The organism is Pseudomonas sp. NPDC090755, from assembly GCF_044769005.1.
Lineage (GTDB): Bacteria > Pseudomonadota > Gammaproteobacteria > Pseudomonadales > Pseudomonadaceae > Aquipseudomonas.
Genome location: NZ_JBIVXC010000011.1, coordinates 160,387 through 176,225 on the forward strand (window position 1 = coordinate 160,387; position 15,839 = coordinate 176,225).

General features: G+C 62.6%; 11 protein-coding genes. 6 read left to right on the top strand and 5 right to left on the bottom strand.

The annotated features are described in order from the left end of the window. The first annotated feature begins 4 nt into the window (after positions 1 to 4). From infB to ACIQUS_RS17600, 6 genes are all read left to right on the top strand, one after another. Entirely contained in the window at positions 5 to 2,521 is a 2,517-nt protein-coding gene (gene infB / locus ACIQUS_RS17575; protein ID WP_403048900.1) for a translation initiation factor IF-2, read from the top strand. A gap of 121 nt (positions 2,522 to 2,642) precedes the next feature. Beyond that, positions 2,643 to 3,044 carry a 30S ribosome-binding factor RbfA gene (gene rbfA, locus ACIQUS_RS17580; protein ID WP_403048903.1) on the top strand — a complete coding sequence of 134 codons (402 nt, stop codon included), beginning with the start codon at positions 2,643 to 2,645 and terminating at the stop codon, positions 3,042 to 3,044. 3 nt (positions 3,045 to 3,047) lie between these two features. Then, a complete protein-coding gene (gene truB / locus ACIQUS_RS17585; RefSeq protein WP_403048906.1) occupies positions 3,048 to 3,965 on the top strand; it encodes a tRNA pseudouridine(55) synthase TruB in 918 nt (305 codons plus the stop codon). Between the two features lie 153 nt (positions 3,966 to 4,118). Then, a complete protein-coding gene (gene rpsO / locus ACIQUS_RS17590) occupies positions 4,119 to 4,388 on the top strand; it encodes a 30S ribosomal protein S15 (RefSeq protein ID WP_028944521.1) in 270 nt (89 codons plus the stop codon). Positions 4,389 to 4,638: 250 nt separating this feature from the next. Beyond that, positions 4,639 to 6,744, top strand: coding sequence for a polyribonucleotide nucleotidyltransferase (gene pnp / locus ACIQUS_RS17595; RefSeq protein ID WP_403048909.1), 2,106 nt, complete (start codon positions 4,639 to 4,641; stop codon positions 6,742 to 6,744). A 259-nt stretch (positions 6,745 to 7,003) separates the two neighbouring features. Continuing rightward, complete coding sequence (locus tag ACIQUS_RS17600; RefSeq protein ID WP_403048912.1) at positions 7,004 to 7,354, top strand: BON domain-containing protein; 351 nt, start codon at positions 7,004 to 7,006, stop codon at positions 7,352 to 7,354. Between the two features lie 158 nt (positions 7,355 to 7,512). Here ACIQUS_RS17600 and ACIQUS_RS17605 read toward each other — a convergent pair whose 3' ends face one another. The 5 genes from ACIQUS_RS17605 to acs all read right to left on the bottom strand — a co-directional run bounded on the left by ACIQUS_RS17605 (position 7,513) and on the right by acs (position 15,768). Then, positions 7,513 to 10,446, bottom strand: coding sequence for a DUF748 domain-containing protein (locus tag ACIQUS_RS17605; protein ID WP_403048915.1), 2,934 nt, complete (start codon positions 10,444 to 10,446; stop codon positions 7,513 to 7,515). A 91-nt stretch (positions 10,447 to 10,537) separates the two neighbouring features. After that, entirely contained in the window at positions 10,538 to 11,554 is a 1,017-nt protein-coding gene (locus tag ACIQUS_RS17610) for a class I SAM-dependent rRNA methyltransferase (protein WP_403048918.1), read from the bottom strand. 79 nt (positions 11,555 to 11,633) lie between these two features. Further along, complete coding sequence (locus tag ACIQUS_RS17615) at positions 11,634 to 12,812, bottom strand: acetyl-CoA C-acetyltransferase (RefSeq protein WP_403048921.1); 1,179 nt, start codon at positions 12,810 to 12,812, stop codon at positions 11,634 to 11,636. Positions 12,813 to 12,924: 112 nt separating this feature from the next. Beyond that, the gene (locus ACIQUS_RS17620) at positions 12,925 to 13,794 is read right to left on the bottom strand and encodes an oxygenase MpaB family protein (RefSeq protein ID WP_403048924.1); all 870 of its coding nucleotides are present in this window, start codon (positions 13,792 to 13,794) and stop codon (positions 12,925 to 12,927) included. A 39-nt stretch (positions 13,795 to 13,833) separates the two neighbouring features. Next, positions 13,834 to 15,768: an acetate--CoA ligase gene (gene acs / locus ACIQUS_RS17625; RefSeq protein WP_403048927.1), complete on the bottom strand. Its 1,935-nt coding sequence runs from the start codon at positions 15,766 to 15,768 to the stop codon at positions 13,834 to 13,836. Positions 15,769 to 15,839 lie beyond the last annotated feature (71 nt).

The following is a 15,839-nucleotide window of genomic DNA, read 5'->3' on the forward strand; positions in this document are numbered from 1 at the left end:
GTGCATGACGCAAGTCACGGTGAAAGAATTGGCCCAAGAGGTCGCTGCACCGGTAGAGCGCCTGCTGCAGCAGATGCGTGAGGCAGGTCTGCCGCACACCGACGCCGGTCAGGTAGTGACCGACAATGAGAAGCAGGCTTTGCTGGCTCATCTGAAGAGCAGCCACAAGGCGAAGGTGGAAGAGCCGCGCAAGATTACCTTGCAGCGCAAGACCACCAGCACCCTGCGTGTCGCCGGCAGCAAGAGCATCAGCGTAGAAGTACGCAAGAAGAAAGTATTCGTTCAGCGCAGCCCGGAAGAGATCCAGGCCGAGCAGAAGCGCGAGCTGGAAGAGCGCCGTGCAGCGGAAAACGCTGTGCGTGAAAAGGCCGAGGCCGAAGCACGTCAGCGTGCCGAGGAAGAAGCCCGTCGCCAGCCAGCCGCTGCACCTGCAGCCGCTGCCGCACCTGCGTCTGTCGCTGCTGCAGCGCCTGCGCCTGCGCCAGTGATCGAAGTGGCCGACGCCGCGCCGGCGCCGGTTGCCGAGCGCAAGAAGGACGACGTGCGTCGCAACGACAAGTCGCGTGACGAAGAGCGTCGTGGCGGCGAGCGTCGCAACGAAGCGCCACGCGTGTCGGTCAAGGTCAAGGAAAAGGAAAAGGCGCCAACTCCGCGTGCCGCTCCACGTACCACCGACGAAGAAAGCGATGGCTTCCGTCGTGGCGGTCGTGGCAAGGGCAAGCCGAAGAAGCGCAACGCCCATGGTTTCCAGAACCCGACCGGTCCGGTTATCCGCGACGTGCAGATCGGCGAGACCATCACCGTTTCCGACCTGGCCAACCAGATGTCGGTCAAGGCTGCTGAAGTCGTCAAGTTCATGTTCAAGCTGGGCACCCCGGTGACCATCAACCAGGTGCTCGATCAGGAGACCGCTCAGCTGGTCGCCGAAGAGCTGGGCCACAAGGTCACCCTGATCAGCGACACCGCCCTGGAAGACTCCCTGGCCGAATCGCTGAAGTTTGAAGGCGAGACCGAGACCCGTGCACCGGTCGTGACCGTAATGGGTCACGTTGACCACGGTAAGACCTCGCTGCTCGACTACATCCGTCGTGCCAAGGTTGCCGCTGGCGAAGCCGGTGGTATCACCCAGCACATCGGTGCCTACCATGTGGAAACCGACCGCGGCATGGTCACCTTCCTCGACACCCCTGGTCACGCTGCGTTTACCGCCATGCGTGCCCGTGGTGCCAAGGCCACCGACATCGTCATCCTGGTGGTCGCGGCGGACGACGGCGTGATGCCGCAAACCCGTGAAGCGGTCCAGCATGCCAAGGCTGCCGGCGTTCCACTGGTTGTCGCGGTGAACAAGATCGACAAGCCAGGTGCTGACATCGATCGCATCCGTAACGAGCTGTCTGTCGAAGGCGTTACCTCCGAGGACTGGGGTGGTGACACGCCGTTCGTCAAGGTATCGGCGAAGATGGGTACCGGCGTCGACGAACTGCTCGAAGCTGTCCTGCTGCAGGCCGAGATCCTCGAGCTCAAGGCCACTCCATCGGCCCCGGGTCGTGGCGTGGTGGTCGAGTCGCGTCTGGACAAGGGCCGTGGCCCGGTAGCCACCGTGCTGGTCCAGGACGGTACCCTGCGTCAGGGCGACATGGTCCTGTGCGGTTCGAACTACGGCCGCGTACGTGCCATGCTCGACGAAAACGGCAAGCCTGTTAAGGAAGCCGGTCCGTCGATTCCGGTCGAGATCCTCGGCCTGGACGGCACCCCGGATGCCGGTGACGAGCTGTCGGTAGTGGCTGACGAGAAGAAAGCCCGTGAAGTTGCGCTGTTCCGCCAAGGCAAGTTCCGCGAAGTCAAACTGGCTCGCGCACATGCCGGCAAGCTCGAGAACATCTTCGAGAGCATGGGCCAGGAAGAGAAGAAGACCCTCAACATCGTCCTCAAGACCGATGTGCGTGGTTCCCTCGAGGCCCTGCAGGGCTCCCTGGGCGGCCTGGGCAACGACGAAGTGCAGGTTCGTGTGATCGGTGGCGGCGTCGGTGGTATCACCGAGAGCGACGCCAACCTGGCGCTGGCCTCCAATGCAGTACTGTTCGGCTTCAACGTGCGTGCCGATGCCGGCGCGCGCAAGATCGTCGAGCAGGAAGGTCTGGATATGCGTTACTACAACGTGATCTACGACATCATTGAAGACGTCAAGAAAGCCCTGACCGGCATGCTCGGCAGCGATGTTCGCGAGAACATCCTGGGCGTCGCCGAAGTGCGTGATGTGTTCCGTTCGCCGAAGTTCGGCGCCATCGCCGGCTGTATGGTCATCGAGGGTACCGTGTACCGCAACCGTCCAATCCGCGTACTGCGCGAGGACGTGGTGATCTTCGAAGGCGAACTGGAATCGCTGCGCCGCTTCAAGGACGATGCCTCCGAAGTGCGTAACGGCATGGAGTGCGGTATCGGCGTGAAGAGCTACAACGACGTCAAGGTCGGCGACAAGATCGAAGTCTTCGAGAAAGTCCAAGTGGCTCGTACGCTCTAAGCATCGAGCATGGGAGGCGCGAAACGCCCGCCGCAAGGCGGTCGCCAGCGACCCTGAACGCAACGCCCGGTCAGGCTCAAGCCTGGTCGGGCGTTTGCCGCTTTAGTTACAGGTAGCAAAAATGGCAAAAGAATATAGCCGTACCCAACGCATTGGCGATCAGATTCAGCGCGAGCTGGCCCAGTTGATCCGTCGTGAAGTCAAAGACCCGCGCGTCGGCGTGGTCACCATTACCGCTGTGGATGTCAGCCGCGACGTCGGCCATGCCAAGGTGTTCATCACCTCCATGGGCCAGGAAGGCGCGGACGACATCAAGCAGACCCTCAAGGTGCTCAACGGCGCAGCCAGTTTCCTGCGCGTGCACCTGGGCAAAGAAATGCAACTGCGCAGCGTGCCGCAACTGCATTTCCACTATGACGAGAGCATCAGTCGCGGCGCCCACCTGTCGGCCCTGATCGAACGCGCCGTCGCCGAAGACAAGCTGCACCAGCCTTCCGACACGCCCCTGGACACCAAGGAGTAAGCGGTGGCTCAGGTCAAGCGTATCCGTCGTAACGTCAGCGGTATCATCCTGCTCGACAAGCCGTTGGGGTTCACCTCCAACGCTGCCTTGCAGAAGGTCCGCTGGCTGCTCAACGCCGAAAAGGCCGGGCACACTGGTAGCCTCGACCCACTGGCCAGCGGCGTACTGCCATTGTGCTTCGGTGAGGCGACCAAGTTCTCGCAATACCTGCTCGATTCCGACAAGGGCTACGAGACGGTCATGCAACTGGGCCAGACCACCACCACCGGCGATGCCGAAGGTGAAGTGCTCAAAGCCCGGGAGGTGACCGTTGGTCGCGCCGATATCGAAGCGGTTCTGCCACAATTTCGTGGTGAAATCAGTCAGATACCGCCGATGTACTCGGCCCTCAAGCGCGATGGCCAGCCGTTGTACAAGTTGGCACGTGCAGGGGAAGTAGTGGAGCGCGAGGCGCGTTCTGTTACTATTAACCGCTTGGAGTTGCTCGAGTGCGAAGGCACCCGGGTCCGCCTGTCGGTCGGTTGCAGCAAAGGCACCTACATCCGCACCCTGGTCGAGGATATCGGCGAGTTGCTGGGCTGTGGTGCGTATGTCGCCGAACTGCGCCGGACCCACGCCGGTCCCTTCGAGCTGGCCCAGACTGTGACCCTCGAGGAACTCGAGCAGGTCCATGCCGAAGGTGGCAACGAAGCGGTCGATCGCTTCCTGATGCCGTCTGACAGCGGTCTGCAGGACTGGCCTCTGCTGCAGTTCTCCGAGCACAGCGCCTTCTACTGGCTGCACGGCCAGCCGGTAAGGGCTCCCGACGCGCCGAAGTTCGGCATGGTGCGGGTACAGGATCACAACGGTCGCTTCATCGGTATCGGTGAAGTGAGCGAAGACGGGCGCATTGCGCCACGTCGTCTGATTCGGTCGGAATGATCGAAACCTTCGGCGTCAGGCTCCGGCCTGGCGCTGGCGGCAAAGAGGATGGCTGTTAATAGGCACGGTCACGCCTCACTTTATGAATACAGGGAGCAGTCCCTGGCCTATTGGAAACCGTTTGTTCGGTTTCCCTTGATTTGGAGAAGCCAGATGGCACTCAGCGTTGAAGAAAAAGCAAAGATCGTTGGCGAATTCCAGCAAGCTGCTGGTGACACCGGTAGCCCGGAAGTGCAAGTTGCACTGCTGACCGCCAACATCAACAAACTGCAAGGCCACTTCAAGGCCAACGGTAAAGACCACCACTCCCGTCGTGGCCTGATCCGTATGGTAAACCAGCGTCGTAAGCTGCTGGACTACCTGAAAGGCAAAGACACCACTCGTTACAGCGCCCTGATCGGTCGTCTGGGTCTGCGTCGCTAATAGCGTCCTGGCCAGTGGTGTGCACGGCGTGTTGCATGCTTCGCTTTCGATGCCTGGCGTTGAAAGCGATGAACACGCCGCGCGTATCTATGAGGTTGGCTGTCTGTCTCGCCTGAGCGGTTTACCGCAAGGGCAGGGCAGGCTACCAACCTCTAGTTTTATCTGGACGGTCAATGGGGCCGATTCCCCGTTCTGCCCAAGAATTCGCAAGAACCCGTTCCCCCAGAGCCACTGAAGAAGGTAGGAAACCGTGAACCCGGTAATCAAGAAGTTCCAGTTCGGTCAATCGACCGTTACCCTCGAGACGGGCCGCATTGCCCGCCAAGCATCCGGCGCTGTGCTGGTCACCGTCGACAACGATGTCACCGTGCTGGTGACCGTGGTCGGTGCCAAGCAGGCTGATCCAGGCAAAGGCTTCTTCCCCCTGTCCGTTCACTATCAGGAAAAGACCTACGCCGCCGGCAAGATTCCTGGTGGTTTCTTCAAGCGTGAAGGCCGTCCTTCCGAGAAAGAAACCCTGACCTCGCGTCTGATCGACCGTCCGATCCGTCCGCTGTTCCCTGAAGGCTTCATGAACGAAGTGCAGGTTGTCTGCACCGTCGTTTCCACCAGCAAGAAGACCGATCCGGACATCGCTGCGATGATCGGTACCTCGGCTGCCCTGGCCATCTCCGGCATTCCGTTCGAAGGCCCGATCGGCGCCGCCCGTGTCGCTTTCCACGAAAGCACCGGCTACCTGCTGAACCCGACCTACGAGCAACTGGCTGCCTCGAGCCTGGACATGGTCGTTGCCGGTACCTCCGACGCCGTTCTGATGGTTGAATCGGAAGCCAAAGAGCTGACCGAAGACCAGATGCTGGGCGCCGTACTGTTCGCCCACGACGAATTCCAGGCGGTCATCCAGGCTGTCAAGGAACTGGCCGCCGAAGCTGCCAAGCCTACCTGGGACTGGAAACCAGCCGTTGCCAACACCGAACTGCTGAACGCCATCCGCGCCGAACTCGGCGAAGCCGTTTCCCAGGCCTACACCATCACCGTCAAGGCCGACCGTTACGCTCGCCTGGGCGAACTGCGCGATCAGGCGATTGCCAAGTTCTCCGGTGAAGAAGGCCAACCATCGGCCGGCGAAGTCAAAGAGATCTTCGGCGAAATCGAATACCGCACCGTTCGCGAAAACATCGTCAACGGCAAGCCGCGTATCGACGGTCGCGACACCAAGACCGTACGTCCGCTGAACATCGAAGTCGGCGTTCTGCCAAAGACCCACGGTTCGGCGCTGTTCACCCGTGGCGAAACCCAGGCCCTGGTCGTTGCGACCCTGGGTACTGCCCGTGACGCCCAGCTGCTGGACACCCTCGAAGGCGAGAAGAAAGACCCCTTCATGCTGCACTACAATTTCCCGCCGTTCTCGGTGGGCGAGTGTGGCCGCATGGGTGGCGCTGGCCGTCGCGAAATCGGTCACGGCCGTCTGGCCCGTCGTTCGGTCCAGGCTATGCTGCCTGCCGCCGACCTGTTCCCGTACACCATCCGCGTCGTATCGGAAATCACCGAGTCCAACGGCTCCAGCTCCATGGCTTCGGTCTGCGGTGCTTCCCTGGCCCTGATGGACGCCGGTGTACCGATGAAGGCGCCAGTTGCCGGTATCGCCATGGGTCTGGTCAAAGAAGGCGAGAAGTTCGCCGTCCTGACCGACATCCTCGGTGACGAAGACCACCTGGGCGACATGGACTTCAAGGTTGCCGGTACCGCCAAGGGTGTTACCGCGCTGCAGATGGACATCAAGATCAACGGCATCACCGAAGAGATCATGGAAATCGCCCTGGGCCAGGCCCTGGAAGCGCGCCTGAACATCCTCGGTCAGATGAACCAGATCATCGGTCAGTCCCGTAGCGAGCTGTCGGAAAACGCTCCGACCATGATCGCCATGAAGATCGACACCGACAAGATCCGTGACGTCATCGGTAAAGGCGGCGCGACCATTCGTGCCATCTGCGAAGAGACCAAGGCTTCGATCGATATCGAAGACGACGGCTCGATCAAGATCTTCGGTGAGACCAAAGACGCCGCTGAAGCTGCTCGCCAGCGCGTTCTGAGCATTACCGCAGAAGCCGAGATCGGCAAGATCTATGTCGGCAAGGTCGAGCGCATCGTTGACTTCGGTGCCTTCGTCAACATCCTGCCGGGCAAGGACGGTCTGGTTCACATCTCCATGCTGAGCGATGCTCGCGTCGAGAAAGTGACCGACATCCTCAAGGAAGGTCAGGAAGTCGAAGTACTGGTACTGGACGTCGACAACCGCGGCCGTATCAAGCTGTCGATCAAGGACGTGGCTGCTGCCAAGGCATCCGGCGTCTAAGCGCGATGTGTTGAAAAAGGACCCTTCGGGGTCCTTTTTTTATGCCGGCAGGAAATGCCTTGGAGACTTGCATCTTGCACGCAGGATTTCGCCCTGGCATTGCAAAATGCATGACCCTGTTTTTTTGACTTGAAGGTAACTTACTGATTTCAAAGGAATTCGCGGTTAAGGGGAAGCTGGCACAGGCCCTGCTACAGTATCTGTACCCCTGCTGCCAGGACTGAAGGCGCAGACTTTTCGAAAAACAGGAGTGTCTCGTATGAAGAAGTTCGCTATTGCTGCCGCTACTGCCACCGCCCTGAGCCTGACCCTGGCCCACGCGGCATTCGCCCAACAGCCTGCCCAGGCGCCACTGACCCTCGCGGCCGGTGAAATGACCGAGGCAAAAGAAGCGACCTCCGATACCTGGATCACTACCAAGGTCAAAGCCGACCTGATGACCGAAAAAGGTATTCCGGGCACTGACATCAAGGTCGAGACCAACAAAGGCGTGGTTTCCCTGTCTTCCAATGTGATGTTGACCAAAACGCAGAAAGAGACTGCGGTGGCGATCACCAAGAAGATCAAAGGCGTGCAGGCTGTGTCGGCTGATGGCTTGAAAGCCGAATAAGCACAAACCCTTGAAGCCCCGGCACCTGTGCCGGGGCTTCGGGGTTTGCGTCATGTCAGGTTCTGCGCGGCGCCTGAATCGCTGGCGATGCCAGCTCCCACAGGGTTTAAGGTCACTCACAGACCATTGTGGGAGCCGGCGTTGCCGGCGATAGCGTGTTACTCCGCGTCCAGGTGCAGCGGGGTGATCACCCGGCCATCAGACTCGGCCTGTCCCAGGCTGGCATCAATGAAGTACACCCGCTCATCTTCCAGCTTGGCCTTGTCGACCAGGTAGTCCTTGATGCTGCTGGCTCGCGCCTGCCCCAGCTGACGCAGCAGCAGGGCGCTTTCAGCCCAGGACTTGAGCACTGCCTCGCGCAGTTGGGTGGTACGTTGCTCACGATCCAGCTGCTCCCACGCGGCCGGTGGTTGCTGCTTGAGTCGGGTGCGGTAGATACCTTCGAGCATCGCGGGTTTGTCGCTGTCGGGCACCTTCAGATCCGACGCTTGTGCCGGTACTTTGTCGCCGCGGCGCTGAAGGATCTTGTAGTAGGTACTCTGGTACTCGCGCTCCAGACGCTGCTGGGCAATCAACGGACCGTCACTCGTCTGGGCACTGGTGCCTTCGATTTCCAGGCGCAGGGCCGGGCGCTCCCTGAGTGCGGCGGCCAGTTTGTCCAGGGCGCCCTGGGCATCGGGGGCCAGGTCGCTGGAGCCGGGTGCGAAGGCGACGCTGCCCAGGTCCTGGGCGTCGCCGCCGCTGACCAGGCCGCCAATGAACTTGAACGGTGCCTGGGCGGCACGCAGCACCAGGTTGCGCAGGGTTTGCCAGACGATCGGCATGACGCTGAACTGAGGATCGTTCAAGTCGCCAGTGACCGGCAACTCGATGGAGATCTTGCCCTCGGTGTCCTTGAGCAGTGCTACCGCCAGGCGGATCGGCAGGTCGACCGCATCGGGGCTGTCGACTTTCTCACCCAGCTGCAACTGCTCGACCACCACCTTGTTCTCGGCCTTGAGGCGGCCCTGGGTGATGACGTAGTGCAGGTCGATGTTCAGCCGGCCCTTGCGGATACGAAAGCCCGCAAATTTGCCCGAATAGGGCGTCAGGGTGGTCAGCTCGACGCGTTTGAAGCTGGTGGCGATGTCCAGGCTGGCCATCGGGTCGAAGGGATTCAGCGCGCCCTTGATGGTCACGGGTGCATAGCGATCGACCTTGCCCTTGATATCGACTTTGGCCGGCTTGGGCTGGCGATTGTCGATGGTGCCGATCTGGCCGTTGAGCTGCTGGATGGCCGTGGCGAAGTTGGGCGTCAGGCTGAAGTCGGCGAAGTTGGCCGAGCCGTCGTCGATATCGATGGCGCCGATGCGGATGCCCAGCGGCTTGTCACTGCTCTTGGCCGCGGGTTTGGCGCTGCTCTTGGCCTGGGTCTGCGCAGTGGCGGGTTGGGGGATCAGCAGGTCATCGATGTTGGTCGTGCGGTCTTCGTTGATCATGAAGCGCGCATAGGGTTGCTTGAAGCTGACTTTACCGATGCTCAGGGCGTCGCCATGACGGTAGGAGAGACCGTCCAGGTTCAACTGCTGCCATTTGACGAAGTCACGGTCCTTGATGGTGTCCAGGGTGTGCAACTGGTTGACCTGGGCCTTGCCGTCGACGGTGAAGGCCAGCGGCTCGGTGCTCTTGAGATCGACATTGAGGTCGCTGCCGAGCATGCCGCTGCGCAATTCCAGGCGGATGAAGGGGCTGATGTAGGCCTGGGCCACGCGCAGGTCGATATCCTGGGTGCTGACTTTGAGCTTGGCGGTCACTGGCGCCAGGTTGACTTCACCGGCGGCCTGCAGCTTGCCTTGCTTGCCCACGCCGGTATCGAGCTTGAGGGTGAAGGGCGACTGGTTGAGGCTGTCGAAGTTCTGCAGGTCGAGGTTCAGCGGGCCGACATCCAGTGCCACCGGCTCTTTCTGCGAGCGGTCGGCCAGGTGCACCTGGTAATTGCGCAGTTGCACGTCCTTGAGCAGCACCTGCCAGGGTTTGTCTGGCGCGTCGGTGGCAGCCTTCTCTTCAGCGGCAGCAGGCTCGGCTTTCTCCTTGGGCGTAGCCTTGGCGGGCTGGCTGGCGAACAGCTTTTGCCAGTCGAGTTGGCCATCGGACTCCAGGGCGGCCCAGGTTTCCAGCTTTTCGCTGCGGATCTTGCCGACGGTGACCAATTGCTTGGCCAGGTCCACCGAGGTTTCGCTGACATCCAGGCGGGCCAGGCGCGCCAGTTGACGGCCATCCGGCGCCTTGATGGCAAAGGGCACAATGCTCACCGAGGTGTTGTCGAGCAGCAGTTCGGTTTCTTTGGACAGGTTGAGCTTGTAGTGGGTATCGAGGCTGAACACGCCTTCTTCCAGCACCAGTGGCACGGCATCGCGGACGTAGGGCCAGAAGGCCTTCATCTTGCCGTCGGTAACCTTCAGGGTGCCTTCGGACGCGAGGGGCACCAGGCTGAAGGTGCCGCTCCAGTCGATGCGACCACCGTGAGGGCCTATCGCTACCAGGGTCATGTCGGAACTGTCGTCGGGCAGGGTGCTGAGGTTTTTCAGTTCCAGGTTCATCGAGTCGTAGAGAAACTCGATCGGCTCGCTGGGGCGCAGGTCCTGGAAGTGCAGGTAGCCTTCATGAAGCTTGATGCTGCTGATGCGTACCGGAAACGGGTCGCTGGGCGGCGTCTCAGGCTTGGGTTCGCTGGGCGGTAGTTTGAACAATTGGGTGAGGTTCAGGCCGCCGTCCTTGGCGAACAGTAGTTCGGTACGCGGCTTGTCCAGCTCGACGCTCGCCAGGTTCAGGGCGCCAGTCCACAGGCTGTCGAGTTCGAGGTTGGCGTACAGGCGCTCGAATCCGACCTGTTCCTTGCCCGGCTCGCCAATCTTCAGGCCCCACAGGGTCAGTTCCAGGCTGAACGGGTTGAGCTCGATGCGCTGCAAGTGGGCGGGCACCGTGGCGTAGTTGGCCAACTGCTGGTTGGCGATACGCAGGGCCACCCCTGGGAGAATCAGAAAGCCAAGCAGGCTGTACAGGGCTACTGCGGCCAGCATGGCGCCGAGGGCGCGTTTCAATCCTTTGGGCATGTGTGGCGTCGTCTGTCTCGGTCGGGAGTGGTTGGAGTATGGCACGTAAAAACGGTTCCGAAGATACCTCCCGAAATAGCCAAATATTGTTTCAGAGCTGAAGGATCAAGGTCTTCAGCGGGGGCTGGCCGTCCTGCGACGGAAAGTCACTGGCCGGTTTGAGCACCTGCCAATCGCGGACCGGGCGACCGTTTTTCTCGGCGCAGCGCAGCACCTGTTCACGCCAGTCGTCGAAACTGACCTTGGCCAGGTTGTTACAGCAGATCAGCACACCATCCTCGGCCGTGCTCAACAACGCCGGCTTGAGCAGGCTCTGGTAGTCGCGCAACAGGTCGACGGTACCGAAGGCGCTCTTGGCCCAGGCTGGCGGGTCGAGAAACACCAGGTCGAACTGACGCGGTTGCAGGCGCGGGTAAGGCGGCAACTTGTGCCCGCGGCGCTGGCTGACAGGCAGGCCGGCCAACTGGCGGATCGCCGGGAAGTAGTCGGACTGGATGAACGCCATGGGCTTGAGCTGTGGGTTCAGCTCACCGTTTTCCTTGCCCACCGCCAGGTTGCCTTCGGCGAAATCGAGGTTGCAAACCTCCTTCGCGCCGCCGGCTGCGGCGCTCAAGCCGACCCCGCAGGTGTAGGCGAACAGGTTCAGCACACGCTTGCCGGCACTGTGCTGCTTGACCCAACCGCGGGCGTTGCGCAGGTCGAGGAACAGCAGCGGGTCCTGCCCGGCGTGGCGGCCACGCACTCGGTAGTTCAGGCCCCACTCGTGACCGACATGATCGGCCAGGGCCGCTTCGCTGGCGGCATACACCGGGTCGCGGCGGTCGATGCGGCTGTTGCCCTGGGAGCGGTCGTTGTAGACCAGCAGCAGCTCAAGGCCGAGTTCGGCTTCGATGCACGCGTGCAGGGCCAGCAGGGTATCGCGCTCGAGTGGCTGGTGAAAACTCTGCACCAGCAATTGCGGGCCGTAGCGGTCGATGGTCAGGCCACCGGCGCCTTCCTGGCTGCCGTGGAACAGGCGATAGCAATCGGTGCCCTGGGCATGCAGTTCGTTGAGAAGGCCCTGGCGGGCATCGAGGGCGGCGCGCAGCGCCTGATTCAAGAGGGACATGCACGTGGCCTTGGTTTGCGGACGTGCAGTTTACCAGCAGATGCCAGGGGAGGGGCCATTGCGGCCCCTCCCGCATCGATCAGCGCTCGATGGCCAGGGCCACGCCCTGACCGCCACCGATGCACAGGGTGGCCAGGCCTTTCTTGGCGTCGCGCTTGATCATTTCGTGCAGCAGGGTCACCAGCACCCGGCAACCCGAGGCACCGATCGGGTGGCCCAGGGCAATGGCGCCGCCGTTGACGTTGACCTTGGCGGCATCCCAGCCCAGTTCCTTGCCCACCGACAGGGCCTGGGCGGCGAAGGCTTCGTTGGCTTCGATCAGGTCCAGGTCGGCCAGTTGCCAGCCGGCCTTGTCCAGGCAGCGACGGGTGGCGCTGACCGGGCCGATGCCCATGATCGCCGGGTCCACGCCGGCGTTGGCATAGGCCTTGATCCGTGCCAGCACCGGCAGGCCCAGCTGCTGGGCCTTGGCTGCGCTCATCAGCATCACGGCGGCGGCGCCGTCGTTGAGCGAGGAGGCGTTACCGGCGGTGACGGAGCCGTCCTTCTTGAAGGCCGCCTTGAGCTTGCCCAGGGACTCGGCCGTGGTCCCGGCGCGTGGTTGCTCGTCGGTGCTGAAGGCCAGCGGGTCGCCCTTGCGCTGGGGGATCAGGATCGGGGTGATTTCATCGACGAAGCGCCCGGCTTCGATGGCCGCGGCAGCTTTCTGCTGGGAGGCGGCGGCGAAGGCGTCCTGGTCTTCACGGCTGATGCCGTACTTCTCCACCAGGTTCTCGGCAGTGATACCCATGTGGTAGTCATTGAAGGCGTCCCACAGACCGTCGCTGATCATGCTGTCGATCAGGGGGCTGTGGCCCATGCGCAAACCGGTGCGGGCGCCCGGCATCACGTAGTTGGCCAGGCTCATGTTCTCCTGGCCGCCGGCGATGATCACCTCGGCGTCACCGCAGCGGATGGCCTGGGAGGCCAGGTGCAGGGCCTTGAGGCCGGAGCCGCAGACCTTGTTCAGGGTCATGGCCGGCACGGCATGGGGCAGGCCGGCCTTGATCGCGGCCTGGCGCGCAGGGTTTTGCCCGGCACCGGCGGTCAGTACCTGGCCAAGGATGACTTCATCGACCAGCTCACCGGCCACACCGGTCTGGGCCAGCAGTTGGCGAATCACGGCGGCGCCCAGGTCGACGGCAGGAATATTGGCCAGTGCCCCCTGGTAGCTACCGATGGCGGTACGGGTGGCGGCAACGATTACGACATCTTGCATGGCGCGGGTCCTCACTCTTATTGGATTTGGCGTCAGAACGGTACAGGCCCGAAGGCCTGGCTAGACACGCATGGTGGCATAGTTGATCGGCCGGCCGCTATTGGCGCACGGATCAGCCGATACCCATGCGCCGTCGCGCCCGTTGCGCCGAGCCGTCGCGCATGGCCCAGCGCAGCACCGGGGCGGTGCTGTTGATGCCCAGGCGGATCAAGCGACGCTGCAGTGGATGCTGGCCCAGGCCGAGCAGGGCGCTGGCCCAGTCCGGCAGCAGGTCGATACCGGCGCGCAGCATCAAGGCTCCCACCGGTTGGGCCAGACGACTGGGGGCAGGTGCATCGAGCAGCACCTGCACCACTTCATGGCTGCGCTCATCACACCGCAGCTGTGGCCGCATGGCGTGCAGGTAGTCAGTCACCTGCTGGCGCGAGCGGGGGACGTTGCGGGCGCCCAGGCGTTCGGCAATCAGGGCAATCTCGTCGTAATAGGCATCCTGCTCGGCAACCGGCATGCCCGGGTTGCGGTAGCGCAGGTGGGCGGCGAGGAAGCTGCTGACCTCTGCCACATGCACCCAGGTCAGCAGGTCGGGATCGCTGGCGGCATAGGGACGGCCGTCGGCAGCCGTACCCACCACCTGCAGGTGAATGGTGCGGACCTTGCCGATCAGCCAATGGGCATCGGCGGTGGCGCCGAAGGTGGTGCCGGAGATGAACTGGCTGGTACGGCGCAGTCGCCCGAGCAGGTCCTGGCGAAAGTTGGAGTGGTCCCAGACCCCGGACAGCGCCAGCGGGTGCAGCAGCTGCAGGAGCAGGGCACTGATGCCGCCGACCAGCATGCTGGGGAAATCCCCGTGCACGCGCCAGCTGATGCTGTCCGGGCCGAACAGCCCGGGATCGCCTTTGGGGTTTTCCAGGTCCAGCTGGCCCAGGGACAAACCGGTGAGGCTCATCACCTGGGTTTCGATACGGCGGCGAATCGCTTCCATGGCTACCTTGTCGGGTGGCAGCCGCTGCAAGGCTGCCACTTACTGGTTGAGACGCTGGTCGATCAGGCCCTGGACCACGCTGGGGTCGGCCAGGGTCGAGGTGTCGCCCAGGTTGTCGAGTTCATTGCAGGCGATCTTGCGCAGGATGCGGCGCATGATCTTGCCTGAGCGGGTCTTGGGCAGGGCCGGGGCCCACTGGATCAGTTCGGGTTTGGCGAAGCTGCCAATTTCCTTGCTGACCAGGGCCAGCAGTTCCTGCCTTAGCCTGTCATCCGGGGTGACGCCGTTCATGGGCGTGACAAAGGCATAGATGCCCTGGCCCTTGAGGTCGTGAGGGTACCCGACTACGGCCGCTTCGGCGATGTCATCGTGCAGCACCAGTGCACTCTCGACTTCGGCGGTGCCGATGCGGTGCCCGGAGACGTTGATCACATCATCGATGCGCCCGGTTATCCACAGGTCGCCGTCGGCGTCGCGGCGGGCGCCGTCACCGGTGAAGTAGTAACCGGGCAGGGGTTTGAAGTAGGTGTCGATCATCCGCTGGTGATCGCCGTACACGCTGCGGATCTGCCCCGGCCAACTGGCCTTGATGGCCAGCATCCCGCTGCCTGGGCCCTCGATCAGTTTGCCCTTGTCGTCCAGCAGCACCGGTTGCACGCCAAACATGGGCTGCGTCGCACAACCAGGTTTGATCCGCCGGGTGCCCACCAGCGGGCTGATCATGATGCCGCCGGTTTCGGTCTGCCACCAGGTGTCGACGATGGGGCAACGCTTCTCGCCCACGGCTTCGAAGTACCACTCCCAGGCTTCCGGGTTGATCGGCTCGCCAACGCTGCCGAGCAGGCGCAGGCTCTTGCGCGAGGTGTTCTTCAGTGGCCCGGCGCCTTCGCGCATCAAGGCCCGCAGGGCGGTCGGCGCGGTGTAGAAGATGTTCACCCGGTGCTTGTCGACCACTTGCCAGAAGCGTGAGGCGTCGGGGTAGTTGGGCACGCCCTCGAACATCAGGGTGATGGCGCCATTGGCCAGCGGCCCGTAGACGATGTAGCTGTGCCCGGTCACCCAGCCGACATCGGCCGTGCACCAGAACACTTCGCCGTCACGGTAGTCGAACACCGTCTTGAAGGTCAGGGTCGCCTGCAGCAGGTAGCCGGCGGTGGTGTGCATCACACCCTTGGGCTTGCCGGTGCTGCCGGAGGTGTAGAGGATGAACAGCGGGTCTTCGGCGTCCATCGGTTCGGGTGGGCAATCGCCACTGACCTGGTCGATCGCCTCGTGATACCAGAGGTCGCGGCCCGGGCGCCATTCGATGGTGCCGCCAGTGCGCTTGATCACCACTACGCTGCTGACGTTCGGGCAGTTGGCCAGGGCCTTGTCGACGTTGTTCTTCAAGGCGATGGTCTTGCCGCCACGCACACCTTCGTCGGCGGTAATGACCGTGCGGCAGTCGGCGTCGAGGATGCGGTCACGCAGGGCATCGGGAGAGAAGCCACCAAACACCACCGAGTGGATGGCGCCGATACGGCTGCAGGCCAGCATGGCGTAGGCGGCTTCGGGGATCATCGGCATGTAGATGCATACCCGGTCGCCTTTCTTCACCCCGCGCTGCTTGAGCACATTGGCCAGGCGACAGACCTTGTCGTGCAGCTCCCGATAGGTGATCACGCCGGCGTCGGTGGGGTCATCGCCTTCGCGAATGATCGCCGTCTGATCGGCGCGGGTGGCCAGGTGGCGGTCGATGCAGTTGTAGCTGACGTTGAGTTGAGCGCCCTCGAACCAGGTGGCCTGGCCGGTCTTCATGTCACTTCGCTGGACGATGCTCCAAGGCTTGATCCAGTCCAGGCGCTTGGCCTGCTCTGCCCAGAAGGCGTCGGGGTTGTCTATCGACTGGCGGTACAGGCGCTCATAGTCGGCCTGGCTCAGTTGCGCTGCCTTGCAGGTGGCAGCGGCGTGGGGGTAGTCGCTGATATCGAACATGGCGGGGTCCTGTCGCGTCGTGAGCATCAGGACAGTGTAGACCTCAACGCGGGGCAAGCCCGCTCCCACCG

What these genes read in the sequence shown, in the direction of transcription:
- ACIQUS_RS17600 (WP_403048912.1), top strand. Translation starts at nt 7,004, where the DNA reads ATGAAGAAGTTCGCTATTGCTGCCGCTACTGCCACCGCCCTGAGCCTG.
- infB (WP_403048900.1), top strand. Translation starts at nt 5, where the DNA reads ATGACGCAAGTCACGGTGAAAGAATTGGCCCAAGAGGTCGCTGCACCG.
- rpsO (WP_028944521.1), top strand. Translation starts at nt 4,119, where the DNA reads ATGGCACTCAGCGTTGAAGAAAAAGCAAAGATCGTTGGCGAATTCCAG.
- rbfA (WP_403048903.1), top strand. Translation starts at nt 2,643, where the DNA reads ATGGCAAAAGAATATAGCCGTACCCAACGCATTGGCGATCAGATTCAG.
- ACIQUS_RS17620 (WP_403048924.1), bottom strand. Translation starts at nt 13,794, where the DNA reads ATGGAAGCGATTCGCCGCCGTATCGAAACCCAGGTGATGAGCCTCACC.
- ACIQUS_RS17605 (WP_403048915.1), bottom strand. Translation starts at nt 10,446, where the DNA reads ATGCCCAAAGGATTGAAACGCGCCCTCGGCGCCATGCTGGCCGCAGTA.
- ACIQUS_RS17615 (WP_403048921.1), bottom strand. Translation starts at nt 12,812, where the DNA reads ATGCAAGATGTCGTAATCGTTGCCGCCACCCGTACCGCCATCGGTAGC.
- ACIQUS_RS17610 (WP_403048918.1), bottom strand. Translation starts at nt 11,554, where the DNA reads ATGTCCCTCTTGAATCAGGCGCTGCGCGCCGCCCTCGATGCCCGCCAG.
- acs (WP_403048927.1), bottom strand. Translation starts at nt 15,768, where the DNA reads ATGTTCGATATCAGCGACTACCCCCACGCCGCTGCCACCTGCAAGGCA.